The following is a 25,198-nucleotide window of genomic DNA, read 5'->3' as shown; positions in this document are numbered from 1 at the left end:
GGCTGCGGTACAGCCTGGCCTCCCCTCTTTATATTCAGGCTATGTGGCGGACAGTGTACCACTGGTGGGAGGCCATGGACCTTTGGGGCTGCTTTGCAGCCCATCGCGACACAAGGCCGCTCCTACAAGGGAATGCGATCTCCTGTAGGAGCGGCCTTGTGTCGCGATGGGCCGCAAAGCGGCCCCCAAATTCTCAAGTCAAACCCAATTCACCCCAGATCCGCCGCACCTCACGGCGTTCATCGGCAAACTGCGCAGCATCGATCACCCCAGCCTCCTTTTGCAGAGCCTGGCGGTGCGAGGCCGAGCGGAATGCCTTGTACACCTCACGCAACAGCACCGCGTCACTGGCCGGCATCAAACCCGCCTGCTCCAGCTCTTCCAGAATGCGGATGTTATCGGTCCATCGGAGTATGGCCGGGTGGTCGTGGGACCAGGCCAAAGCCGCGTATTGCACCATAAATTCGATATCGACGATACCGCCGGCATCCTGCTTGATATCGAACGGCACACCGGCCTCGAAAGCGTTGGCCGCGGTACCGGCAGCGGTGGCCTTGGTGCCGAGGTTATCGCGCATCTTGGCGCGCATTTCGCTCACTTCGCTGCGCAGTTTTTCCAGGTCGCGGGCCTGGCCCAGAACCTTGGCGCGCACGCCTTCGAACGCGGTGCCCACCTGCTTGCACCCCACCAGCACCCGAGCCCGCACCAGGGCCTGGTGCTCCCAGGTCCAGGCTTCGTTCTGCTGGTAGCGCTCGAACGCACCCAGCGAGCTCACCAGCAGGCCCGAGGCACCCGACGGGCGCAGGCGCATGTCCACGTCATACAGCTGGCCCGAGTTGGTCTGGGTAGTCAGCAGGTGAATGATGCGTTGGCCCAGGCGGGTGAAGAACTGCGCACTGTCGATCGGCTTGGCGCCGTCGGTTTCCGCCTGCGGGTCGCCGTCATGGATGAATACCAGGTCCAGGTCCGAGCCATGTCCCAACTCCAGGCCACCTACCTTGCCGTAGCCAATGATGATGAAGCCCGGGTCGCACAGGCTGCCGTCGCTGCGCTTGGGCTGGCCGTGGCGGGCCACGGTCTGGCGCCAGGCCAGGGCCAGTACCTGGTCGAGGATGGCCTCGGCCAGCCAGGTCAGGTAGTCGCTGACTTTCATGAGCGGCAGGTTGCCGCTGATCTCCGAGGCGGCCACGCGCAGGCTGTGGGCCAGCTTGAAGTGCCGCAGCGCCTCCATTTGCTGTTCCAGGTCGTCCTCGGGGATGCGCGTCAGGCGTTCGCGCAGCTCGCTGGCCAGCTCCGGCGCCAGTGGCGGGCTGAACAGGCGGCCTTCATTGAGCAGTTCGTCGAGCAGCAGCGGGTAGCGGGCAATCTGCTCGGCAATCCATGGGCTGGCGGCGCACAGGGTCAGCAGGCGGCGCAAGGCGCCGGGGTTTTCGGTGAGCAACACCAGGTAGGCAGAACGCCGTGCCACGGCCTCGACCAGCGGCAGCACGCGCTCGAGCACCAGGTCGGGGTTGTCATGCTCCACAGCCTGGGCCAGCAAGCGCGGGATAAAGGCGTCCAGGCGCTCACGGCCAATCCGCTGCATCGAACGCAGCTGCGGGCTGGAGCGCAGCGCGGCCAGGCGCCGCAGGGCTTCAGCAGGCTGCTGGAAACCGGCCTCCTGCAGCTGACGGCCAGCGGCCTCTTCATCCTGCGCCTGCTCCCACAGCGGCGACCATTCGCCACCCACCACCAGCTCGCCCTCGCCGTCTTCATCATCCGGGTCGGCGATCACCTGGCGGAAATGCCAGTCGATGCGGCTACGCCAGTGCGTCAGTTGGTCATGGAAGCTTTGCCAGTCGGCATAACCGAGCATGTAGGCGACCCGCGCCTGATCGGTCTCGCTGTCCGGTAGCATCTGCGTCTGGCGATCGGCGATGGCCTGTATGGCGTGTTCGGTATAGCGCAGGAATTCATAACCCTCGCGCAGCTCTGCGACCACGGCTGGCGGCAGGTAGCCCTGGCCCTCAAGGGTGGCCAGCACTTTCAGCAGCGGCCGCTGTTGCAGGCTGAGGTCGCGCCCGCCGTGGATAAGCTGGAAGGCCTGGGCGATGAATTCCACCTCGCGAATGCCCCCGGCACCCAGCTTGATATTGTCGGCCATGCCCTTGCGCCGCACTTCCTGCTGGATCAGCTGCTTCATGGTACGCAGCGCCTCGATCGCGGAAAAATCCAGGTACCGGCGGTACACGAACGGCCGCAGCATCTCCTGCAACTGCGCGCCGGCCGCCTGGTCGCCGGCCACCACCCGCGCCTTGATCATCGCGTAGCGTTCCCAGTCGCGGCCCTGGTCCTGGTAGTACTGCTCCAGGGCATTGAAACTGAGCACCAGTGCGCCGGCCGAGCCATACGGGCGCAGGCGCATGTCGACGCGGAACACGAAACCGTCGACGGTGACCGGGTCCAGGGCCTTGATCAGGCGCTGGCCCAGGCGGGTGAAGAACTCCTGGTTGTCCAGCGAGCGCTTCACTCCTTCGGTTTCGCCACCTTCGGGGAAGGCGAAGATCAGGTCGATGTCCGACGACAGGTTCAGCTCCACCGCGCCCAGCTTGCCCATGCCCAGCACCACCATGTGCTGCGGCTGGCCGCTGCGGTTGCCGACAGGCGTACCGAACTGCTGGCAGTGGCGCGGGTACAGCCACTGGTAGGCTTCGTCGATGGCGGCATCGGCCAGGTCGGACAGGTCGCGGCAGGTTTCGCCCAGCTCGGCCTGGCGAGTGATATCGCGCCAGATGATGCGCAACTGTTGGCGGTTGCGCTCGCGGCGCAGGTTGCGCGCCAGCTCGTCTTCGCTCTGCGCCGCCTGGGCCGTGGCGGCGATGTGCCCGCGCAGTTCACCGGCAGCGTAGCGCCGGTCCAGCTCGCCACTGGCCAGCAGGCCGAACAGCATGGCCGGCTCGCGCCGGGCCAGGCCGAGGACGAAGTCGCTGGCAGCGGCAACCTGGTCGAACTGTTGCCGATGCAGCGGGCTCCAGATGTGCAGGTCGAGTTCCGGGTGGGCAGCCACGGCATCGCTGAGGAATTGCTGGTTGCGAATGATCAGCGGCTGCAAGGTGGCGGGCAGATCGGACGGCAAAGGTAGGCGCATGGTCTATCCTTGATCGGCGTGAAAGAGAGGGGAACAAGCGGCCAAGGGGAAGCCGGACCACGGTTGGACTGTCGTACAAAAGTTGGAAATAGCTGAAAAAAACGGAAAATTGGTAGCAAACATCAAGAATTACCCGCTCGCGACACAACGCCAACCAACATGAACGTTTTTCCTCACAAGCCAACATGCGACGAAACGTCGCACAAATGTAGTTTTACTACTACTCGTGTCGTGTAAAAGCATGAAATGCGAAAGCAAATGTAGTAAAACTACACGGCGCCGGAGGACACCCCGGTAATCCAAGAATTCACGACGTCTGCCCATAAGGCCAGTCGCAACTTCAGGCAATCGATTCTGGTTGCCTTTCCGCCCTGGAGCAAGCCATGCAAGACCTCGATCCAATCGAAACCCAGGAATGGCTGGATGCCCTGGAGTCGGTCCTCGACAAAGAAGGCGAAGACCGCGCTCATTACCTGATGACCCGTATGGGCGAGCTGGCCACCCGTAGTGGCTCCCAGCTGCCGTATGCGATCACCACGCCATACCGCAACACCATCCCTGTCACCCACGAAGCACGCATGCCTGGCGACCTGTTCATGGAACGCCGCATTCGCTCGATGGTGCGTTGGAACGCCCTGGCCATGGTCATGCGTACCAACCTGAAAGACTCGGACCTGGGCGGACACATCTCCAGCTTCGCCTCCAGCGCCACCCTGTACGACATCGGCTTCAACTACTTCTTCCAGGCCCCGACCGAAGAACACGGCGGCGACCTGATCTTCTTCCAGGGCCACGCTTCGCCAGGCGTCTACGCCCGTGCCTTCATGGAAGGCCGCATCAGCGAAGACCAGATGAACAACTTCCGTCAGGAAGTGGACGGCAACGGCCTGTCTTCGTACCCACACCCATGGCTGATGCCTGACTTCTGGCAGTTCCCGACCGTTTCGATGGGTCTGGGTCCGATCCAGGCCATCTACCAGGCACGTTTCATGAAGTACCTGGAAGCCCGTGGTTTCATACCGGCCGGCAAGCAGAAGGTCTGGTGCTTCATGGGCGACGGCGAGTGCGACGAGCCGGAATCCCTGGGCGCAATCGCCCTGGCTGGCCGCGAGAAGCTGGACAACCTGATCTTCGTCATCAACTGCAACCTGCAGCGCCTCGACGGCCCGGTTCGCGGCAACGGCAAGATCATCCAGGAACTCGAAGGCGTGTTCCGTGGCGGTGGCTGGAACGTCAACAAGGTCGTCTGGGGCCGTTTCTGGGACCCACTGTTCGCCAAGGACACCAACGGTGCCCTGCAGCGCCGCATGGACGAAGTCATCGACGGCGAGTACCAGAACTACAAAGCCAAAGACGGCGCGTACGTTCGTGAGAACTTCTTCAACACCCCAGAGCTCAAGGCCATGGTCGAAGACCTGTCCGACGAAGAGATCTGGAAGCTCAACCGTGGCGGCCACGACCCGTACAAGGTCTACGCGGCGTACCACCAGGCGGTCAACCACAAGGACCAGCCTACCGTCATCCTGGCCAAGACCATCAAGGGTTACGGTACCGGTGCCGGCGAAGCCAAGAACACCGCGCACAACACCAAGAAGGTCGACGTCGACAGCCTGCGTCACTTCCGTGACCGCTTCGACATCCCGGTCAAGGATGCCGACCTGGAGAACCTGCCGTTCTTCAAGCCGGAAGAAGGTTCTGCCGAAGCCAAGTACCTGGCCGAGCGCCGTGCTGCCCTGGGCGGTTTCGTGCCACAGCGCCGCGCCAAGAGCTTCAGCGTACCGACCCCGCCACTGGAAACGCTGAAAGCGATCCTGGACGGCTCGGGCGACCGCGAAATCTCCACCACCATGGCCTTCGTGCGTATTCTGGCGCAGCTGGTCAAGGACAAGGAAATCGGCCAGCGCATCGTCCCGATCATCCCGGACGAAGCCCGTACCTTCGGTATGGAAGGCATGTTCCGCCAGCTGGGCATCTACTCGTCTGTCGGCCAGCTCTACGAGCCAGTCGATAAAGACCAGGTGATGTTCTACCGCGAAGACAAGAAGGGCCAGATCCTCGAGGAAGGCATCAACGAAGCCGGCGCCATGTCGTCGTTCATCGCTGCCGGTACCTCGTACAGCTGCCACAACCAGCCGATGCTGCCGTTCTACATCTTCTACTCGATGTTCGGCTTCCAGCGTATTGGCGACCTGGCCTGGGCCGCTGGCGACAGCCGCACCCGTGGCTTCCTGATCGGCGGTACCGCCGGCCGTACCACCCTGAACGGTGAAGGCCTGCAGCACGAAGACGGTCACAGCCACATGATGGCGGGCACCATCCCGAACTGCCGCACCTACGATCCGACCTACGGCTACGAGCTGGCGGTGATCATCCAGGACGGCATGAAGAAGATGACCGAAGAGCAACAGGACATCTTCTACTACATCACCGTGATGAACGAATCCTACCAGCAGCCAGCCATGCCGGCCGGTGTCGAGGAAGGCATCATCAAGGGCATGTACCTGCTGGAAGAAGACACCCGCGATGCCGCGCACCACGTACAGCTGATGGGCTCCGGCACCATCCTGCGCGAAGTCCGCGAAGCCGCGAAGATCCTGCGTGAAGAGTTCAACGTCGGTGCCGACGTGTGGAGCGTCACCAGCTTCAACGAACTGCGTCGCGACGGCCTGGCCGTGGAACGCGCCAACCGCCTGAAGCCTGGCCAGAAGCCACAGCAGACCTACGTCGAGCAGTGCCTGAACGGTCGCAAGGGCCCGGTCATCGCCTCCACCGACTACATGAAGCTGTTCGCCGAGCAGATTCGCCAGTGGGTACCGAGCAAAGAGTTCAAGGTCCTGGGTACCGACGGTTACGGTCGCAGCGACAGCCGCAAGAAGCTGCGCCACTTCTTCGAAGTCGACCGCCACTTCGTGGTGCTGGCTGCCCTGGAAGCCCTGGCTGACCGTGGCGAGATCGAACCAAAGGTTGTTGCAGACGCTATCGTCAAGTTCGGTATCGACCCGGACAAGCGCAACCCACTGGACTGCTGAGGAGTATTTTTAAGTGAGCGAACTCATTCGCGTACCTGACATCGGCAGCGGTGAAGGTGAAATCATCGAGCTGTTCGTCAAGGTCGGTGATCGTATCGAGGCTGACCAGAGCCTGCTGACCCTGGAGTCCGACAAGGCCTCCATGGAGATCCCGGCTCCAAAGGCCGGCGTCATCAAGGAACTGAAGGTCAAGCTGGGCGACCGCCTGAAAGAAGGCGACGAGCTGCTGGTCCTGGAAGCCGAGGGCGCCGCTGCTGCGGCCCCTGAGGCTCCGGCCGCTGCTCCGGCCCAGGCTGCTGCGCCGGCTCCTGCCGCTGAAGCCGCCCCTGCCCCAGCTCCGGCCGCAGCCCCGGCTGCCGCCAGCGTGCAGGACATCCACGTGCCAGACATCGGTTCGTCGGGCAAGGCCAAGATCATCGAAGTGCTGGTCAAGGTCGGCGACACCGTCGAAGCCGACCAGTCGCTGATTACCCTGGAGTCCGACAAGGCCTCCATGGAAATCCCGTCGCCGGCTGCCGGCGTGGTCGAAGAAGTCTTGTGCAAACTGGAGGACGAAGTCGGCACTGGCGACCTGATCTTCAAGCTCAAGGTTGCTGGCGCGGCGCCTGCTGCCGCTCCGGCTCCGGCCGCCGCTGCTGCCCCGGCCAAGGCTGAGGCTGCTCCGGCCGCCGCACCTGCCGCTGCCGCTCCGGCTGCTGCTCCTGCACCGGTCGCTACCGCACCGGCTGCCGGCAGCAACGCCAAGGTTCACGCCGGCCCGGCGGTTCGTCAGCTGGCCCGTGAATTCGGCGTCGAGCTGGGCGCGGTTGCCGCGACCGGTCCGCACGGCCGCATCCTGAAAGAAGACGTGCAGGTCTACGTCAAGGCAATGATGCAGAAGGCCAAGGAAGCTCCGGCAGCCGCCGGTGCGACCGGTGGCGCCGGCATCCCGCCGATCCCTGCCGTGGACTTCAGCAAGTTCGGTGAAGTGGAAGAAGTGGCCCTGACCCGCCTGATGCAGGTCGGTGCTGCCAACCTGCACCGCAGCTGGCTGAACGTTCCGCACGTGACCCAGTTCGACTCCGCCGACATCACCGAGCTGGAAGCCTTCCGCGTTGCGCAGAAGGCCGTGGCCGAGAAGGCTGGCGTGAAGCTGACCGTGCTGCCACTGCTGCTCAAGGCCTGCGCCTTCCTGCTCAAGGAACTGCCGGACTTCAACAGCTCGCTGGCGCCAAGCGGCAAGGCCATCATCCGCAAGAAGTACGTGCACATCGGCTTTGCCGTGGACACCCCGGACGGCCTGCTGGTCCCTGTGATCAAGAACGTCGACCAGAAGAGCCTGCTGCAACTGGCTGCCGAAGCGGCTGCGCTGGCCGAAAAAGCCCGCACCAAGAAGCTGTCGGCCGACGAGATGCAAGGCGCCTGCTTCACCATCTCCAGCCTCGGCCACATTGGCGGCACCGGCTTCACGCCGATCGTCAACGCGCCGGAAGTGGCTATCCTGGGCGTCTCCAAGGCGACCATGCAGCCGGTCTGGGATGGCAAGGCCTTCCAGCCGAAGCTGATGCTGCCGCTGTCGCTGTCCTACGATCACCGTGTGATCAACGGCGCTGCCGCCGCGCGCTTCACCAAGCGCTTGGGCGATGTGCTGGGCGATATCCGCACCATGCTGCTGTAAGGCAGCGCACTGCCCCTCCCTGCGAGGGGCAGTACCCTTTTCGAGCTGCCACGCTCGTACCTCAACCCCGTCGATTGGCGGGGCTTTTTTTTGCCTTGATTTTCCCGGTGGGCTGCACCCTCTGTGGGAGCGGGTTCACCCGCGAACACCGGCGCAGCCGGTGCCATGTACTGTGTTGGATTCATCGCGGGTAAACCCGCTCCCACAGGCCGCAAAGCGGCCCCAAGATCTCCAGCCAAACTACAGATTCCGACCAAACAGCCGATAACCCGTCCACAGCATCACGCACGGCTGCTTGCCAGCCCCCGGGACATGATGCAACCTTGCCAGACCTGCCGCCCCAAAGGCCGCGTTTCCTCTTCAAGCGAGTCTTCGATGAAAAGCCAACCCGATGCCGCCAGCCGTGTGGCGGCCGAGGTCGTCACGCAGTTACCCGTGCCCTCGCGGCTCGGCATGCTGCGTTTCGAAAGGCTCAACGAAGCCACCTGGACCATGCTCTACCTCGACCCGGCCTGCGAGCGCCAGTTCGGCCTGCACGCCGGCGACCTTTGCGCCTTGGTGGACGCACCCTACGCCAGCTTGATGGAACCCGAGGCCCGCTACCGGCTGCACGACGAGATCCAGTTGCAACTGGCCCAGCGCGGCTACTTTCGCGTGCGCTACACCTTGCACACGCCAACTGCATCGCTACGCCTGCTGGAAACCGGGGAAGCCTACAAGCAGCACAACCGCCACCTGTTGCGCGGCTACCTGAGTGTGCTCGACGACCATGCCGAAGATACCGGCGAGGCCGGTGCCAGCGACCTGGAATCGCGCAACAACCGCCTGCAATTGGCGCTGCAACTGAACCAGCGCACACAGCAGGAACAACTCGAGCACCTGGAACGGGTTCGCGGCCAGCAAGACCTGATCCTGCGCCTGGCCCGCCAGCGCTACAGCGCCGGGAATTCGCTGCGCGAAGCCGCCCAGCTGATTACCCAGAGCGCCTGCGAGATCTACAAGGTCGACAGCGCCAGCATCTGGCACCTGGAAGACCAGCGCCTGGAGCCGATCATTGCCTGGTACAGGGAAGCGCAGGAGCACCGCCAGCCCGAAGCCATCGATGCCAGCCGCTTCCCCGACTACCTCGACGCGCTGCACGCCAGCCGTGCCATCGACGCCCACAATGCCGGCCATGACCCGCGTACCCGCGCCTTGGCGCAAAGCATGTGTCCGGAAAACAAGGCCATGCTCGATGCCAGTATCCGTGTCGATGGCCAGGTAGTTGGCGTGCTGTGCCTGGAGCAGACCGGCCAGACACGCGCCTGGCAATCGGACGAAATAGCCTTTGCCGGCGAACTGGCCGACCAGTTCGCCCAGGTCATCACCAACCACAACCGGCGCACCGCCGCCAGCGCCCTGCACCTGTTCCAGCGTGCGGTCGAGCAGAGCGCCAGCGCCTTCCTGCTGGTGAACCGCGACGGCGTGGTGGAGTACGTCAACCCCAGCTTTACCGCGATCACCCAGTACAGCACCGAGGAAGTGCAAGGCCGCCACCTGGGCGAGCTGCCGGCGCTGGAGAACCTGAGCGAGCTGCTGTTCGACTCGCCATCGAGCCTGGCCATGGGCAACAGCTGGCAGGGCGAGTTCAAGAGCCGGCGCAAGAACCTCGAGCCCTATTGGGGACAGCTGTCGATTTCCAAGGTATACGGCGACAACCGTGAGCTGACCCATTACATCGGCATCTACGAAGACGTCACCCAGACCAAGCTGGCCCAGCAACGCATCGAGCGCCTGGCCTACACCGACAACCTGACCAACCTGGGCAACCGCCCGGCGTTCATCCGCAGCCTGGACGAGCGCTTTGCTCGGGATGGCGAGCACTCGATGTGCCTGCTGCTGGTGGACATCGACAACTTCAAGCGCATCAACGACAGCCTCGGCCACCAGACCGGCGACAAGCTGCTGATCAGCCTGGCACGGCGCCTGCGCAACAGCCTGCACACCGGCGGTATCCTGGCGCGCTTTGCCAGTAACGAGTTCGCCGTACTGCTCGACGATACCAGCCTGGAAGATGGCCAGGGCGTCGCCCAGCAATTGCTGCGCACCCTCGACAAACCGATGTTCGTCGACAACCAACTGATCAACGTGACCGCCTCGGTGGGCCTGGCCTGCGCGCCACTGCACGGCGCCGATCCGGCCAGCCTGATGAAGAACGCCGGCCTGGCGCTGCACAAGGCCAAGGCCAACGGCAAGCACCAGGTGCAGGTGTTTACCGAAGTGCTCAATGCCGAAGCCAGCTACAAGCTGTTCGTCGAGAACAACCTGCGGCGCGCCCTGACCCAGAACGAGCTGGAGGTGTTCTACCAGCCCAAGCTGTGCCTGCGCAGCGGCCGCCTGCTGGGGCTGGAAGCACTGCTACGCTGGAACCACCCCGAGCGCGGCATGATCCGCCCGGACCAGTTCATCAGCGTGGCGGAAGAAACCGGCCTGATCATCCCCATCGGAAAATGGGTGGTGCGCCAGTCGTGCCGCATGAGCCAGCAACTGCGCGAGGCCGGCATGGGCAACCTGCATGTGGCCATCAACCTGTCCCCCAAGCAGTTCTCCGACCCGGACCTGGTGGCGTCGATCAGCACCATCCTCGAGGAAGAAGCCCTGCCCCCGCACCTGCTGGAGCTGGAGCTGACCGAAGGCCTGCTGCTGGAAGCCACCGAAGATACCCACCGCCAGCTGGATGAGCTGAAGGCCCTGGGCCTGACACTGGCCATGGACGACTTCGGCACCGGTTATTCGTCGCTGAGCTACCTGAAGAAGTTTCCGATCGACATCCTCAAGATCGACCGCAGCTTCATCAACGAGATCCCGGACAACCAGGACGACATGGAAATCACCTCGGCGGTGGTGGCCATGGCGCATAACCTGAAACTGAAGGTGGTGGCCGAGGGTATCGAGACGCCGGAGCAACTGGCGTTCCTGCGTCGGCACCGCTGCGACGTGGGCCAGGGCTACCTGTTCGACCGGCCGATTCCGGGGCGCGAGCTGGCTGAACGGCTGAAGCGCTATCCGCGTGGCCCACTGGCCTGACAGCCGGATAAACCTCGGGCACTATAGAACCCATACGGGCCCCTTCGCGGGCACGCCCGCTCCCACAGGTACCCCACAAATTTCGAATATTGTGGTGTACCTGTGGGAGCGGGTTTACCCGCGAATGCCCCAACACCTATTCAACTGACATTCAGAGGAACGGCCATGGTCCTGCGTTCGGAAATCCTGGTGAACAAAAACGTCATGCCAACGGCGGAGCAGGCCCTGCCTGGCCGCGAAACGCCAATGAAGCTGCCCGAGTTCCATTACGTGTTCAAGGACACGCCGCTGCTCGGCCCGTTCTTCGAAGGCGCCATCGACTTCGCCATCTTCGGCCTGGGTTGCTTCTGGGGCGCCGAACGCCGCTTCTGGCAGCGTGAAGGCGTGGTCAGCACCGTCGTCGGCTACGCCGGCGGCTTCACCCCCCACCCCACCTACGAGGAAGTGTGCTCGGGCCTGACCGGCCACACCGAAGTGGTGCTGGTGGTGTTCGACAAGGACAAGGTCAGCTACCGCGAGCTGCTGGCGATGTTCTGGGAACTGCACAATCCGACCCAGGGCATGCGCCAGGGCAACGATATCGGCACCCAGTACCGCTCGGCCATCTACTGCACCAGCCCAGAACAGCTGGAACAGGCCAAGGCCAGCCGCGACGCCTTCCAGGCCGAACTGAGCAAGGCCGGCTTCGGCGAGATCACCACCGAAATCGACCAGGCACCGACCGTGTACTTCGCCGAGGCCTACCACCAGCAGTACCTGGCCAAGAACCCGGACGGCTACTGCGGTATCGGCGGTACCGGCGTGTGCTTGCCACCGAGCCTGCAGGGTAACTGAAGCATGAGCACGATGACCCTGTTCCACTCGCCGTTGTCGCCTTTCGTGCGCAAGGTCATGGTGGTGTTGCACGAGACCGGCCAGCTTGAACGCGTGCAAGTGCAGCCGGTAAACATCAGCCCGGTCAGCGGCGACCCGCACCTGAACCAGGACAACCCGATCGGCAAGATCCCGGCCCTGCGCCTGGAGGACGGCACCGTGCTGCATGACAGCCGGGTGATCTGCGAGTACCTCGACCTGCAGCATGTCGGCCTGCCGCTGCTGCCGCGCGAAGGCACGGCGCGCTGGCGGCGCATGACACTGGTGTCGCAGGCCGATGCCATCATGGATGCGGCGGTGTCGAGCCGCTATGAGAGTTTCCTGCGCCCTGAGGAAAAGCGCTGGGATGGTTGGCTGCAGGCACAGGGCGACAAGATCCGCCGCAGCCTGGCCAATCTGGAGCAGGAGCATTTGCCCGAGTTGATGTCCGGGTTCGACCTGGCAGCGATTGGCGTGGCATGTGCGCTGGGGTATCTGGATTTGCGCCAGCCCGAGTTTGGCTGGCGCGAACACCAGCCTGGCCTGGCGGCGTGGTATGCCGAGGTGGCCAAGCGGCCGTCGATGGTCGCGACCTCTCCGGTGGCCTGAAGGGCCTCTTCGCGGGCACGCCCGCTCCCACAGGATCCTCACAGTATTTCGAGCTGTGCAATACCTGTGGGAGCGGGCGTGCCCGCGAAGGCCTCACCTCGGTATCACAGGAAACAGCTGCCCGATCCTGAGGGCCAACCACCGCCCGATCTCTCTGTCCTCCCTCATGCCGCCCTCCCCACCCGGGCCCAGTCAAGCCGCCGGGTCAGCACCATGAACACCCCCAGCAAACCAAAGCACAGCAACGACCCCATCAGCAGCGCATAGTCCTCGGCACTCAGCAGCCCATAAAGCAGCGCATACAACGCCGCCAACCCCGCCGCGAACCCTATCCCACGCCCCAGGCTGCGCAACACATGACTCAGGTAGAAGCCGATCAGCAGCACACACGCCAAAGCTGACAGCCCATACGCCAAACCAAAGCCGATGTGCTCGGACAACGACAACAACAGCAGGTAGAAGAACGCCAGCGCCACGCCCACCAGGATGTACTGCACCGGGTGCACGCTGAGGTTCTTCAGTACTTCGAACAAAAAGAAGCCGGCGAAGGTCAGGGCGATGAACAGCAAGGCGTACTTGATCGCCCGCTCGCTCTTCAGGTACTGGTCCACCGGGTCGACGAAGCTGACACCGAAGCTGCGCTCGCTGAAGTCTGCGCACTGCCCGGCGGTGGCGCACTGGCGCAGGGCGTCTTCGAGATTGGTGGCAAAGAACGAGGTCTGCCAGTGGGCACTGAAGCCCTGGGCGTCGATGTTGCGACGACTGGGCAGGTAGTTGCCGACGAAGCTTGGGTGCGGCCAGTTGGCACGCAGGTCCACGGCGCTTGTGCGGCCCACCGGCACTACATGCAGCTGGCCGGTGCCTTGCAGTGCGAGATCGAAACCGTAGCTGAATTCACGCGCCTGCAGGCCGTCCAGCCCCGGCAGGCTGGCGTGTACGCCACCGCGCATCCAGTCGAGCCGGGTACCGGCTTCGAACGGCACTTTCTGCTCGCCAATGCTCAACTCAAGGCCGTTCTCGATGCCGCGGATATCGCTGATGCCCACCACCAGGAACGGCTTGTCGAAGCGGTAGTCGTCGAAGTCCTTGTCGATGCCCCAGCGTTCAGGGAGCTTGAAGCGGCCACTGATTCGGCCCTTGGCGTGGAACAGCCGGGCCTGGTAGATGCCACGGGCGCGCAGCTCGGTGTCCACGCCCAGGTCAGCGTCGAAGGTTTCCGGCAGGAAGTACAGGTGGCCGGCAATGGTGCTGGTTTCCTGAGTGCGCTCGCCGTCCTTTTCGATCCAGCGGCGCTGGTACTTGTGGTAAGGCACCACCAGCAGCGGGCCGCTGAGTTGCTGGTCGAAGCTGGCGCTCTGGGCGATATCGCGCAGCACACTGTCGCGCAGGGCCTGACGTTCACCGATCAGGCCGCTGATCAGCAGTAGCGGGATGAGTAGCAGCAACATCAGCACGGCGATCATGCCGAGTTTGAAACCGAGGGTCTTGTTCATGGGGCCTCCTGTGGCAGTGGGCGCAGTGTCTGCGCCTTGCGTGGAGGCTTCGGGGAGATAATGTGGAGATTTCGTGTTTTTGGGTCCGCTTTGCGGCCCATCGCGACACAAGGCCGCTCCTACAGGGGACGCGTGCTCTTGTAGGAGCGGCCTTGTGTCGCGATGGGCTGCAAAGCAGCCCCGGCAATGTCAGCTGATACGCCGGGCAGGCAGCCACAACCTTACCCGCACCCCACCATCGACGTTATCCACCGCCAATGCCCCGCCATGCAGCTGCATCACCTCGGCCACGAAATTCAGCCCCAAGCCGGTGCTCTTGCGTCCACTCCCCGGCCGCGGCAGCGAGTAGAACCGCTCGCTCACCCGACCAATCGCATATGCCGGTATGGCCTGCCCCTGGTTGAACAGGCTCAACGCCACCCGCTCGCCATCGCGCTCCAGGTCGAACAGCAGCGCACCGCCGTTCGGGGTGAAGTCCAAGGCGTTGTCGAGCAGGTTGGCCAGCGCCTGGCGCATCAGGAACGGGTCACACAACAAGCGCAAACCAGCCGGCACCCGCTGGCGCACCTGCAAACCGGCACCTTCGATACGCGCCGCATGGGCCAGCAGCAACTCGTCCACCAACGCCGCCAGCGCCACCTGTTGCTCATCCTCCAGCGTCTGCATCTGCTCGACCCGGGCCAGGTTGAGCAGGCGCTCGATCATCTGCTGCAAACGCTCGCTCTCGCGCTCGATGTTGCCGGCAAAGCGCGCCCGCTGGTCAGCCGGCATGTCATCGCCCTGCAACAGCTCGGAAGCGCCACGAATGGCCGCCAACGGGCTTTTCAGCTCGTGTGTCAGGGTATGCACATACCGCTCGACATAGGCCTTGCCCTCCAGTTGCGTGCGCATGCGCTCGACCGCCTGGGCCAGGTGCGCCAGTTCACCACCCTTGTAGTGCGGCAGGGCGGCGCGCTCGCCCTCGCTGACCGCCTGGGCGTAGCGGGCCAGCCGGCGCAGCGAGCGCGCCAGCCACCACGACAACGCGGCACCGATCAGCAGGCCCAGGCCGATCAGCCCCAGGCCCAGGGTGAGCAAGCGCCGTTCGGAGCGGTCGATGTACGGTTGCAGCGAGCTGTTGGGCTTGGCCACGGTGACCACACCGATGATCTTGCCATCGTCGATGATCGGCGCGCCCACGTGCATCACCGAGGTGCTTTCATCGTCGGGGTCGCTGCGGGTGGAACGGGCGCCGTACTGGCCACGCAGGGTCAGGTACACGTCATTCCACTTCGAGTAGTCCTTGCCCAGGTCTTCGCCGCTGGAATCCAGCAGCACGGTGCCCTTGGCGTCGGTGACATAGATGCGGTGGCTGACCTGGTTCTTGGCCAGGCCCCAGATCTGCGCACCCGGGCTGCGCGAGCCGTAGGCCTTGAGCACTTCGGGCAAGCGGCTCTGGTTCAGGGTGCCGGCCTTGACGTCCTCGTGCAGGATCTCGGCCAGCAGGTTCGCGGTGTCTACCAGCGTTTCTTCCGAAGACTGGCGCACTACCGGACGGATCTGTTCACGCACCGTGTTGAGCAAAAAATAGCCAGCCAGCCCGACGAACAGGAAGTACACCAGGAAGATCCGGATGCCCAGGCGCATCAGGCGTGGTCCGGGCTGTAGCTGTAACCGAGGCCACGGTGGGTCTGAATCGGTTCGGCGTCGCTGGCCACCTGGCGCAGTTTGGCGCGCAGGCTCTTGATATGGCTGTCGATGGTGCGCTCGTACCCTACGTCAGAGGCCACGCCCACTGCGTCGAGCAGTTGTTCGCGGCTGAATACCCGGTGTGGTTGCTCGAGCAGGCATTGCAGCAGGCGGAATTCGTGACGGGTAAGGGGGAGTGGCTGTCCGCGGTAGGTGATCAGCATGCGCAAGGTGTCGAGCTGGAACAGCGTGGCCTCGACAGCGGGCTCGCCCTTGGGGCCCATGCGCTTGAGGATCGCCCGTACCCGCGCCGCCACTTCGCGCGGGCTGAAGGGTTTGACCACATAATCGTCTGCGCCGATTTCCAGGCCCACCACCCGGTCGATTTCGCCGTCGCGAGCGCTGAGGAACATCACCGGTACCTCGCTGAAGCGACGCAGCTGGCGGCAGGTCTCGAAGCCACTGATATCGGGCAAGCCGATGTCGAGGATGACCAGGTCGGCCGGGCGCTGGCGCTGCTGGTCGAGGGCGGCACTGCCCAGGGTTACCCATTCGGTGCTATGGCCGTCGGCCTGCAGGGCGTAGACCAGGGTGTCGGCGATGGCGGCTTCGTCTTCGACGATGAGGATGTGGGGCATGGCGTCCGGCCTGACGTGGGGGCAGACTGGACTTTTAACTTACAGGCCTCTTCGCGGGCAAGCCCGCTCCCACAGGTACTGCTCAGCCTTTGAGTGCAGCATCATTCCTGTGGGAGCGGGCGTGCCCGCGAAGAGGCCGGTACAGGTGGCTTTCGATCAGCAGCCTGGCTTGCCAGCAGTGAACTTCTTGGCCGGGTTGACCGCCGCCTTGAACTCGCGCAACGCCTTGGAGCCTACCAGCAGCGGGTAGTTGAAACTGCTGCGGTCGACCAGGTTGACCTCGACGGTGCGCTTCACATCCCCCAGGCACAGCTCCAGGTCGACCACCGGGCGCTTGGAGATCTCGGGCGCATCGCCTTCGTCCTCTTCATCGGCCCGGCCCTTGATCTTGCTGATGCGCGAGACCTTGTGCTCGTACACCTTGCCGTCCGAGTCCTTGGTAGCCAGGCGGAAGCGTACCCACTCGTCGCCATCACGAGTGAACAGCTCGATATCCTTGGCCGACAGCGACGCGGTGAAGGCACCGGTATCCATCTTGGCTTTCAGGGTTTCGCCCAGTTCGGGCAGGGCTATGTTCTCGTAACGGCCATAGATTGTGGGCTCGGCGGCCATGACCGGCAGCGCCAACAACGACAACAGGGCAAGCAGAGGTTTCACAGGCAGGCTTCCTTGAGGAGTGTCAGTGCTTAGACTGCACTGGCAGGATAGGTTCGCTGTCACAAGCCTAACCAACATAATGTGAAACATTTGTCCTCGCCGCAGGGCACTGGAAATTTGGCGTAGGCCACGGCCCTGCTTATCATTGCCAACCGTTTATCTCCTACAACAAGAGTCTCTTTATGCGTCGCCTGCTGACCGGCATCCTCACTACCACCCTGCTGCTGCTCAATACCCTGGTGTTGATCTGCCCGCTGCTGGTCTTCGCGCTGCTCAAACTGGTGCTGCCGGGGCGTGGCCGTGACTATGCCTCGTGGGCGGTGATGTGGGTGGCCGAAACCTGGTCGGAGATCGACAAGGCCATCTTTGCCCTGTGCATTCCGACCCAGTGGGATATCCGCGGCGTCGAGAACCTGCGCAAGGATACTTCGTATCTGGCCGTCAGCAACCACCAGACCTGGGTCGATATTCCGGCGCTGATCGAGAGCCTCAACCGCCGTACACCGTTCTTCAAGTTCTTCCTGAAGAAGGAGCTGATCTGGGTACCTCTGCTGGGCCTGGCCTGGTGGGGGCTGGACTACCCGTTCATGAAGCGCTACAGCAAGGCCTTCCTGGAGAAGCACCCCGAGCTGAAAGGCAAGGACCTGGAAATCACCAAGGCTGCTTGCGAACTGTTCAAGCGCCAGCCGGTGACCGTGGTGAACTACCTGGAAGGCACACGGTTTACCGAAGCCAAGCGTCAGCAGCAGCAATCGCCGTATCGCTACCTGCTCAAGCCCAAGGCGGGTGGCGTGGCGTTCGTGCTGGCGGCATTGGGCGAACAACTGGATGCCTTGCTGGACGTGACCATCGTCTACCCCGGCAACAAGGCGCCGGGGTTTTGGGATTTGCTCAATGGCAGCATCAGCCGGGTGATTATCGACATTCGTGTGCGTGAGCTGGACCCGATGCTGTGGGCGGGGGATTACGAGAATGATCCTGAGTTCAGGCAGACCGTGCAGGCCTGGGTGAACCAGTTGTGGGTGGAGAAGGACTTGCGGATCGAGCAACTGCGGGCCGAAATGGGCTGAAGTTTTCATTGCCTGCCCAGGCCTCTTCGCGGGTAAACCCGCTCCCACAGGTACTGCGCAGTACTCAAGACCTGTGAGCCCCTTGTGGGAGCGGGTTTACCCGCGAAGAGGCCGGAACAGGCATTACAACAATCCGATTAGAAACCTGGCTAATAATCAGCATTAGGATTACTTCTTTGTCACACCCCACCTAAGTGGATAAAAATCGACCAAAGCACAACTACAAAAATGCTCTGGATCGAACGATGGCCAACCCACCCAGCTCTACCCCCGTCCAGCTTCGCCGTGTCCTCGGCCTGCCCGCCCTGGTGTTCTTCGGCCTGGTGTACATGGTCCCGCTGACCATCTTCACCACCTACGGCATCGTCACCGAACTTACCGGTGGCCGCACGGCTGGCGCCTATATCGTCACCCTGGTGGCCATGCTGTTCACCGCCACCTCTTACAGCTTCATGGTCAAACGCTTCCCGGTCGCTGGCTCTGCGTACTCCTACACCAACATGGCCTTCGGCCCGAACGTTGGCTTCCTGGCTGGCTGGTCGCTGCTGCTCGACTACCTGTTCCTGCCGATGATCAACTACCTGCTGATCGGCCTGTTCCTCAACATAGCCTTCCCGGCCGTACCCGCGTGGTCGTTCGCACTGGCTTCTATCGCCCTGGTCACAGTGCTCAACGTGGCCGGCATTCACTCTGTTGCCAAGACCAGCAACTTGATCGTCGGCGCACAGATCGTCTTCATCGTTGTGTTCGTCGCCTTGTCCTGCCAGTCCCTGGCAGGCCAGCCGCTGGACCTGCTTTCGCCACTGCTGGGCGACGGTTCACAGCCGGGCTTCGGCGCGCTGATGGCTGGTGCGGCGGTGCTTTGCCTGTCGTTCCTCGGCTTCGATGCTGTCTCGACCTTGGCCGAAGAATGCCGCGATGCCCGCCGCGATGTGCCACGGGCAATCATCCTCACCACCCTGTTCGCCGGTTTGCTGTTCACAGTGCTGGCCTATGTCAGCCAGCTGGTACTGCCGGGCACCACCTTTGCCAATGCCGATGCGGCGGCCAACGAGGTGATGTTCAAGGCGGGCGGGCAGTTCCTGGCCAACTTCTTCACTGCCGCGTATGTGGCCGGCAGCCTGGGCTCGGCGCTGGCCTCGCAGGCCGCGGTGTCGCGCATCCTGTTCACCATGGGGCGTGACAATGTGCTGCCGCAGCGCACTTTCGGCTACCTGTCACCGCGCTTTGGCACACCGGTATTCGCCATTCTGCTGGTTTCGGCGTTCTCGTTGCTGGCGTTGGTGATCGACCTGGCTACCCTCGCATCGTTGATCAGCTTTGGTGCGCTGGTGGCGTTTTCTGCGGTGAACCTGGCGGTGGTGAAGACACATCTGATGGACGATGCCTCGCAGCGCAGCCTCAAAGGGCTGTTGAGCTATGGCCTGGTGCCGCTGGTGGGATTGGGGCTGACATTGTGGCTGTGGACCAGCCTGTCGGCGCTTACCTTGGTGATTGGTCTGTGCTGGTTTGCGCTGGGTCTTGCGTACCTGGCAGTACTGACCGCCGGCTTCCGCCGCCCGGTGCGCCTGGTGGATTTCACAGAAGCAACCTGATCTGCTGACCCAACGCAAATCTGCTTTTTTATGGGAGCGGCCTTGCGTCGCGAAAGGGCCGCAAAGCGGCCCCAGCAATCTCTGCAATTATGCCGAAACTCTGGGGCCGCTTCGCGCCCCTTTCGCGACACAAGGCCGCTCCCACAGGTACAGCATCAGCCTTCAAGGCTGTGATGCCAACGCTGGACCTGGAATATGCTCAGACCGAAGGTCGGGTCAAAGGAGCAGGCGTAGTCCACAGACTCCCCAGATTCTGCAACAACGACCCGGCAATCCCCTGCTGCCCCAGGTACTGCAACAGCAACGGTGCAAACTGCCCGATCATCCCGGTATCCATCCCCAGTGCCTTGAACGCATTGTCGAGGTCACTGCGGTTTTCCACATTGTTGCCCAGCGCATTGCTCAAAGCCGACTGGCTCTCGCTGTTCTTGCCTAGCAATTCACCCAAGCCACTCAGGCCTCCCAGCGCATTGGCACCGGCAAGCAGGTCGAGCCCTGGCACTGCCTTGGTCAGCTGGCCATAGTCGTCGGAGCTCAGGTTGTTGCGCGCCAGCCCCAGCATCGCCCCTGCCCCGCCCACGGCTTGCTCCGGGGTGATATTCAGTTGACTGCCCAAGGTATTGAGCAGATTGGCCTGCGCCTCGGGAGCCTGCACCTGGCCTTGCTGTTGCTGGTTTTGCATGGCCGAAACGGCATTGGCGGCATCGCTTAGGTTGAAGGCGAACACCGGGCTTGCGGCCAGGGTCATCAGGGTTGCCAGGGTGAATGCTTTCATCGGGAGGGACCTCGTCGGCCGGGATGGCCAGGGAAACGAGGGTTTGACTCGTGGCCAAGGGGAATGTTCCGGGCCGGTTGTCGATCCCTTCTTCCTGCTGGCCCAACATGAAAAAGCCCCTCGAATCGAGGGGCTCGTTTCATTCGACGCTGATTACGCCGCACCCCACATCTTGTGCGGGTCGATCACGAACTTCTTCGGTACACCCGCATCGAACTCGCCATAACCTTCCGGCGCCTGGTCCAGGTTGATCACCTGCACGCCCACCACTTCGGCAATGTTGATGCGGTCCCACATGATCGCCTGCATCAGCTGACGGTTGTACTTCATGGTCGGGGTCTGACCAGTGTGGAAGCTGTGCGACTTGGCCCAGCCCAGGCCGAAGCGGATGCTCAGCGCGCCGATCTTGGCAGCGGCATCCACCGCGCCCGGGTCTTCGGTCACGTACAGGCCCGGGATACCGATATTGCCGGCAACGCGGGTCACCTGCATCAGCGAGTTCAGCACGGTGGCTGGCGCTTCATGCTTGGCACCTTCGTGGCCATGGCCGCGGGCTTCGAAGCCTACGGCGTCGACGGCGCAGTCCACTTCCGGCTCGCCGAGGATGTCGACGATCTGCTCGTGCAGCGGGGTGTCCTTGGACAGGTCGACTACTTCGAAGCCCTGGGACTTGGCGTGAGCCAGGCGGGCCGGGTTCAAGTCGCCGACGATGACGCAGGCAGCGCCCAGCAGGCGTGCCGAAGCAGCGGCGGCCAGGCCGACCGGACCAGCGCCAGCCACGTAGACGGTGCTGCCTGGGCCGACCCCAGCAGTCACGGCACCGTGGTAGCCGGTCGGCAAGATGTCGGACAGGCAGGTCAGGTCACGGATCTTCTCCATGGCCTTGTCGCGCTCGGGCAGTTTCAGCAGGTTGAAGTCGGCGTACGGCACCAGCACATATTCGGCCTGGCCGCCGGTCCAGTCGCCCATGTCGACGTAACCGTAGGCACCGCCGGCGCGGGCCGGGTTGACGGTGAGGCAGACACCGGTGTGCATTTCCTTGCAGGAGCGGCAGCGGCCACAGGCGACGTTGAATGGCACCGAGACCAGGTCGCCAATCTGCATGCGTTCGACGTCACGACCCTTCTCGACGATCTCACCGGTGATTTCGTGGCCCAGGACCAGGCCGACCTGGGCAGTGGTGCGGCCGCGGACCATGTGCTGGTCGGAGCCGCAGATGTTGGTGGAGACCACCTTCAGGATCACGCCGTGCTCGATCTTCTTGCCGCGTGGGTCCTGCATTTTCGGGTAGTCGATCTTCTGCACCTCGACCTTGCCGGCGCCGAGATATACCACTCCACGATTGCCAGACATGCTCTTACCTCGCTTGATTTTTATTTATGCAGCGGTGGTTGAACGCGCCGCCTTCCGTGGGCGGCATGTGTTTCTGGAATGAGGGGAATTGTGGGCCTGATGGGGCGGGATGCACTGACTGGGAGCGACAGGGAGATGCCATTTAGCGGCAGGGTTGTCGTTGGAAGATATGGGGGCAAACAAAGGTGGCGGCCTGTGCTGGCCTCTTCGCGGCTAAAGCCGCTCCCACAGGGTTTGATACAGGGTACGAGGCTAGCGCAATACTTGTGGGAGCTGGCTTGCCGGCGATCACCGGCGCAGCCGGTGCCATGCACCGCGTCGCCTGCTTCGCGGGCTTGCCCGCTCCCACAATTACTGCGCTGGCTTCGCGTTCACGCAGCACCTGTGGGAGCGGGCGAGCCCGCGAAGAGGCCAGAACAGGCTGTTAGAGAACTACAGTCCGGTTGGCGTTGAGGAACACTCGCCGCTCGATGTGATACCCCACCGCCCGCGCCAAGGTCAGGCATTCGATGTCGCGCCCTTTGGCAATCAGGTCTTCGGGGTAATGGCTGTGGTCGACCACTTCCACACCCTGGGCGATGATCGGACCTTCGTCCAGGTCGTTATTGATGTAGTGCGCCGTGGCGCCGACCATCTTCACGCCCTTGTTGTATGCCTGGTGATAAGGCTTGGCGCCCTTGAACCCTGGCAGCAACGAGTGGTGAATGTTGATCGCCCAACCATCCAGTCGCCGGCACAGCTCTGGCGACAGCACCTGCATGTAGCGCGCAAGAATCACCAACTCGGCGCCGGTTTCCTCGATCACCTGAAGTACCTTGCGCTCTTGCCCAGGCTTGTCCTTGGGGTCGAGAGCGAAGTGGTAGTAAGGGATCTTGTGCCAGTGCGCCAGGGGTTCGAGATCCGGGTGGTTGGACACCACCGCGACCACGTCCATGGCCAGCTGACCGATACGCTGGCGATACAGCAGGTCGTTAAGGCAATGGTCGGCCTTGGACACCATGATCACCACCTTGGGGCGGTGGTTAGGTGCGGTCAGCTCGAAGGTCATGCCGAACGCATCGCTGCGCTCGGCGAGGCCGGCCCGGAAACCTGCCTCGTCGAAATCGTCCGGCTGGCGAAACTCCACACGAATGAAGAAACGCCCCGACAGCCGGTCATCGAAGGAGTGGTGCTCCGTCACGTAGCAGCGCTGCTCGAAGAGGTAACGCGTCACCACGTCGACGGTGCCGAGCATGCTCGGGCAGTCGGCGGTGAGAATCCAGGTATCCGGTGCCCGACTCATGTTCTGTTCTCCTTAAGCCTCGATGCTCAGGCCGTACTCGGCCGAAGCGTCCTGCAGCCACAGCCACCAGTAGTCGGCGAAGCTGCGGCGAATCACCAGCTCCCAGGTGTCTTCGGCGGTGCGGCGGATCACCAGTTGCGACTTGGCGAACACGGTGCCGACTGCCTTGCCCACCGGGAAGTTGTTCGGGTGAACATCATAGCTGGTGGATTTCATCAGCACTTCGCGCACGTTCGGGCCGCGCAGTTCCAGCAGGCTCTGCCCGCCGCTGACGTTGACCACCTGGATGTGCTGGCCTTCGAGGGCTGCGCGCAGTTTCTGCTCGACCGCCAGTTCCTGGCCGCCGGGCACGATCAGCAGCCACTCGTCCGGGCCGACCCATTGCAGCGACATTTCGTTGTTGGCGACCACGGTCAGGGCCACTGGCAGCTCCAGGCCCAGGGCCTTGTGCACGCCGGCGGCGAATTCCGGGTCGTGGCCGTCGCCACGAATGGTCAGGTGGCCGAGGAACTTGCGTTCACGCAGGGTCACGCCTGCGTTCTTGCGGCCTTTGCCAACCAGGCTGGCCAGGTCGGCGTGGTGCAGTGGCGACTGGGCCTTGGCCTCGGCGCCGGGGTTTTGCTGGAAGACGTTGATAGCGCTCATTTCTTACCTGCCTTGAATTCTGTTGATCGCGAAGACCTGAGGTAGAACCTGTAGTCAAAGACTTTGGAGATCCAGTGTGGGAGCGGGTTTACCCGCGAAGAGGGCGGTGGACCCACCATCGCATTCGCGGGTGAACCCGCTCCCACAAGGACCGCATTCCAATCAGAGCTACTGGTGAAGCCTCAAACGTTCTGCCGCTCGCCCTTCGGATCGAAGAACACCGAAGACACAATCTCCGCCTCGATCACGCTGCCATCCGCCTGCGGCGAGTAGACGCGCTCGCCCATGCGCTTGAGGCCGCCCTTGACCACACCCATGGCGAACGAATAGCCCAGGGAGTTGGAGGCGTAGCTGGAGGTGACGTGGCCAACCATGTCCATCGGGATCGGCTGCTTCGGATCGAACACCAGCTGGGCGCCTTCCGGCAGCCATTTGGTCGGGTCGATCGGCTTCAGGCCTACCAGCTGCTTGCGGTTGTCGCGCAGGCAGTCTTCGCGGTTCATGCCACGCAGGCCGATCCACGAGAATGGCTTGTTGCGGCCCACGCACCAGCTCATGTTCAGGTCGTCCGGGTTCATCGAGCCGTCGGTGTCCTGGCCAACGATGATGAAGCCCTTCTCGGCACGCAGTACGTGCATGGTCTCGGTGCCGTACGGGGTCAGGTTGTACTTCTTGCCTGCCTCGATGATCTGTTCCAGCACGCCCATGGCGTAGTTGGCTTGCACGTTGACTTCGTACGACAGCTCGCCGGTGAACGAGATACGGAACACACGGGCCGGTACGCCGCCGACGTTGCCTTCCTTCCAGGTCATGAACGGGAAGGCTTCCTTGTCCATGTCGATGTCGGTCAGCTCGCTCAGCAGCTTGCGGCTGTTGGGGCCGGACAGGGTCATGGTGGCCCAGTGGTCGGTGACCGAAGTGAAGTACACCTTCAGCTCTGGCCATTCGGTCTGGTGGTACAGCTCCATCCACTGCAGTACGCGGGCGGCGCCGCCGGTGGTGGTGGTCATGATGAAGTGGTTATCGCCGACGCAGGCGGTTACGCCGTCGTCGAAGACCATGCCATCTTCCTTGCACATCAGGCCATAGCGGGCCTTGCCCACGTCGAGCTTGGTCCAGGCGTTGGTGTAGATGCGGTTGAGGAACTCACGCGCATCCGGGCCCTGGATGTCGATCTTGCCCAAGGTAGAGGCGTCCAGCAGGCCCACGCTGTCGCGCACGGCCTTGCATTCACGGGTCACGGCGGCGTGGATGTCTTCACCGGCTTTCGGGAAGTACCAGGGGCGCTTCCACTGGCCGACGTCTTCGAACTCGGCGCCGTTCTTCACGTGCCAGGCATGCAGGGCGGTGAAGCGTACGGGCTCGAACAGGTGGCCACAGTGACGGCCCGCTACCGCGCCGAAGGTTACCGGCGTGTAGTTGGGGCGGAACATGGTGGTGCCCATTTCCGGGATGGTGATGCCGATCGAACGGGCGGCGATGGCCAGGCCGTTGATGTTACCCAGTTTGCCCTGGTCGGTACCGAAGCCCAGCGCGGTGTAGCGTTTTACGTGCTCGACCGACTCGAAGCCTTCGCGGGTGGCCAGTTCGATGGCGGCCGCGGTGACGTCGTTCTGCTGGTCGACGAACTGCTTGGGTGCGCGGGCAGTGCCCTTGTCGTGCGGCACCTGGAACAGTGCCAC

General features: G+C 63.1%; 17 protein-coding genes. 7 read left to right on the top strand and 10 right to left on the bottom strand.

Annotated elements, in window-relative coordinates:
- Nucleotides 1-193 precede the first annotated feature (193 nt).
- Nucleotides 194-3,127: a bifunctional [glutamate--ammonia ligase]-adenylyl-L-tyrosine phosphorylase/[glutamate--ammonia-ligase] adenylyltransferase gene (gene glnE / locus JV551A3_RS03035; RefSeq protein WP_133970004.1), complete on the bottom strand. Its 2,934-nt coding sequence runs from the start codon at nucleotides 3,125-3,127 to the stop codon at nucleotides 194-196.
- Between the two features lie 383 nt (nucleotides 3,128-3,510).
- Between glnE and aceE the strand changes: the two genes are divergently transcribed.
- The 5 genes from aceE to JV551A3_RS03010 all read left to right on the top strand — a co-directional run bounded on the left by aceE (nucleotide 3,511) and on the right by JV551A3_RS03010 (nucleotide 12,340).
- Entirely contained in the window at nucleotides 3,511-6,156 is a 2,646-nt protein-coding gene (gene aceE / locus JV551A3_RS03030) for a pyruvate dehydrogenase (acetyl-transferring), homodimeric type (protein ID WP_112251448.1), read from the top strand.
- Nucleotides 6,157-6,169: 13 nt separating this feature from the next.
- Nucleotides 6,170-7,813, top strand: coding sequence for a dihydrolipoyllysine-residue acetyltransferase (gene aceF, locus JV551A3_RS03025; RefSeq protein ID WP_133970003.1), 1,644 nt, complete (start codon nucleotides 6,170-6,172; stop codon nucleotides 7,811-7,813).
- A gap of 375 nt (nucleotides 7,814-8,188) precedes the next feature.
- Nucleotides 8,189-10,879, top strand: coding sequence for a putative bifunctional diguanylate cyclase/phosphodiesterase (locus JV551A3_RS03020; protein WP_133970002.1), 2,691 nt, complete (start codon nucleotides 8,189-8,191; stop codon nucleotides 10,877-10,879).
- A 165-nt stretch (nucleotides 10,880-11,044) separates the two neighbouring features.
- Nucleotides 11,045-11,713 (top strand): peptide-methionine (S)-S-oxide reductase MsrA, encoded by a 669-nt coding sequence (msrA, locus tag JV551A3_RS03015; RefSeq protein ID WP_056805689.1) that lies wholly within the window; start codon nucleotides 11,045-11,047, stop codon nucleotides 11,711-11,713.
- 3 nt (nucleotides 11,714-11,716) lie between these two features.
- Nucleotides 11,717-12,340: a glutathione S-transferase gene (locus JV551A3_RS03010; RefSeq protein WP_133970001.1), complete on the top strand. Its 624-nt coding sequence runs from the start codon at nucleotides 11,717-11,719 to the stop codon at nucleotides 12,338-12,340.
- A gap of 164 nt (nucleotides 12,341-12,504) precedes the next feature.
- Here JV551A3_RS03010 and creD read toward each other — a convergent pair whose 3' ends face one another.
- The 4 genes from creD to rloA2 all read right to left on the bottom strand — a co-directional run bounded on the left by creD (nucleotide 12,505) and on the right by rloA2 (nucleotide 16,796).
- Entirely contained in the window at nucleotides 12,505-13,833 is a 1,329-nt protein-coding gene (gene creD / locus JV551A3_RS03000) for a cell envelope integrity protein CreD (protein WP_133969999.1), read from the bottom strand.
- Nucleotides 13,834-14,022: 189 nt separating this feature from the next.
- Nucleotides 14,023-15,459, bottom strand: a complete 1,437-nt coding sequence (creC, locus tag JV551A3_RS02995; RefSeq protein WP_133969998.1) for a two-component system sensor histidine kinase CreC — start codon at nucleotides 15,457-15,459, stop codon at nucleotides 14,023-14,025.
- On the bottom strand, nucleotides 15,459-16,139 hold the full coding sequence (gene creB, locus JV551A3_RS02990) for a two-component system response regulator CreB (RefSeq protein ID WP_133969997.1): 681 nt from the start codon (nucleotides 16,137-16,139) through the stop codon (nucleotides 15,459-15,461). The genes creC and creB overlap by 1 nt, the downstream gene beginning before the upstream one ends.
- Nucleotides 16,140-16,295: 156 nt before the next feature.
- On the bottom strand, nucleotides 16,296-16,796 hold the full coding sequence (rloA2, locus tag JV551A3_RS02980; RefSeq protein WP_133969995.1) for a retropepsin-like aspartic peptidase RloA2: 501 nt from the start codon (nucleotides 16,794-16,796) through the stop codon (nucleotides 16,296-16,298).
- A 182-nt stretch (nucleotides 16,797-16,978) separates the two neighbouring features.
- Between rloA2 and JV551A3_RS02975 the strand changes: the two genes are divergently transcribed.
- Both JV551A3_RS02975 and JV551A3_RS02970 read left to right on the top strand, forming a co-directional pair.
- On the top strand, nucleotides 16,979-17,866 hold the full coding sequence (locus JV551A3_RS02975; RefSeq protein WP_133969994.1) for an acyltransferase: 888 nt from the start codon (nucleotides 16,979-16,981) through the stop codon (nucleotides 17,864-17,866).
- 245 nt (nucleotides 17,867-18,111) lie between these two features.
- Complete coding sequence (locus tag JV551A3_RS02970) at nucleotides 18,112-19,461, top strand: APC family permease (RefSeq protein WP_133969993.1); 1,350 nt, start codon at nucleotides 18,112-18,114, stop codon at nucleotides 19,459-19,461.
- 199 nt (nucleotides 19,462-19,660) lie between these two features.
- Here JV551A3_RS02970 and JV551A3_RS02965 read toward each other — a convergent pair whose 3' ends face one another.
- From JV551A3_RS02965 to JV551A3_RS02940, 5 genes are all read right to left on the bottom strand, one after another.
- Nucleotides 19,661-20,236 (bottom strand): DUF2780 domain-containing protein, encoded by a 576-nt coding sequence (locus tag JV551A3_RS02965; RefSeq protein WP_133969992.1) that lies wholly within the window; start codon nucleotides 20,234-20,236, stop codon nucleotides 19,661-19,663.
- A 153-nt stretch (nucleotides 20,237-20,389) separates the two neighbouring features.
- Nucleotides 20,390-21,589, bottom strand: coding sequence for a formaldehyde dehydrogenase, glutathione-independent (fdhA, locus tag JV551A3_RS02960; protein ID WP_003255673.1), 1,200 nt, complete (start codon nucleotides 21,587-21,589; stop codon nucleotides 20,390-20,392).
- 424 nt (nucleotides 21,590-22,013) lie between these two features.
- Nucleotides 22,014-22,871: a formyltetrahydrofolate deformylase gene (purU, locus tag JV551A3_RS02950; RefSeq protein WP_133969991.1), complete on the bottom strand. Its 858-nt coding sequence runs from the start codon at nucleotides 22,869-22,871 to the stop codon at nucleotides 22,014-22,016.
- Nucleotides 22,872-22,883: 12 nt separating this feature from the next.
- On the bottom strand, nucleotides 22,884-23,516 hold the full coding sequence (locus JV551A3_RS02945; protein ID WP_099813778.1) for a sarcosine oxidase subunit gamma: 633 nt from the start codon (nucleotides 23,514-23,516) through the stop codon (nucleotides 22,884-22,886).
- A 182-nt stretch (nucleotides 23,517-23,698) separates the two neighbouring features.
- Nucleotides 23,699-25,198: glycine cleavage T C-terminal barrel domain-containing protein (locus JV551A3_RS02940; RefSeq protein WP_328592081.1), on the bottom strand; the 1,500-nt coding region annotated here is incomplete at its 5' end.

The organism is Pseudomonas inefficax (assembly GCF_900277125.1).
Lineage (GTDB): Bacteria > Pseudomonadota > Gammaproteobacteria > Pseudomonadales > Pseudomonadaceae > Aquipseudomonas > Aquipseudomonas inefficax.
Note: the sequence above shows the minus strand (reverse complement) of the source record. Positions and strands in the feature narration are given on the sequence as shown.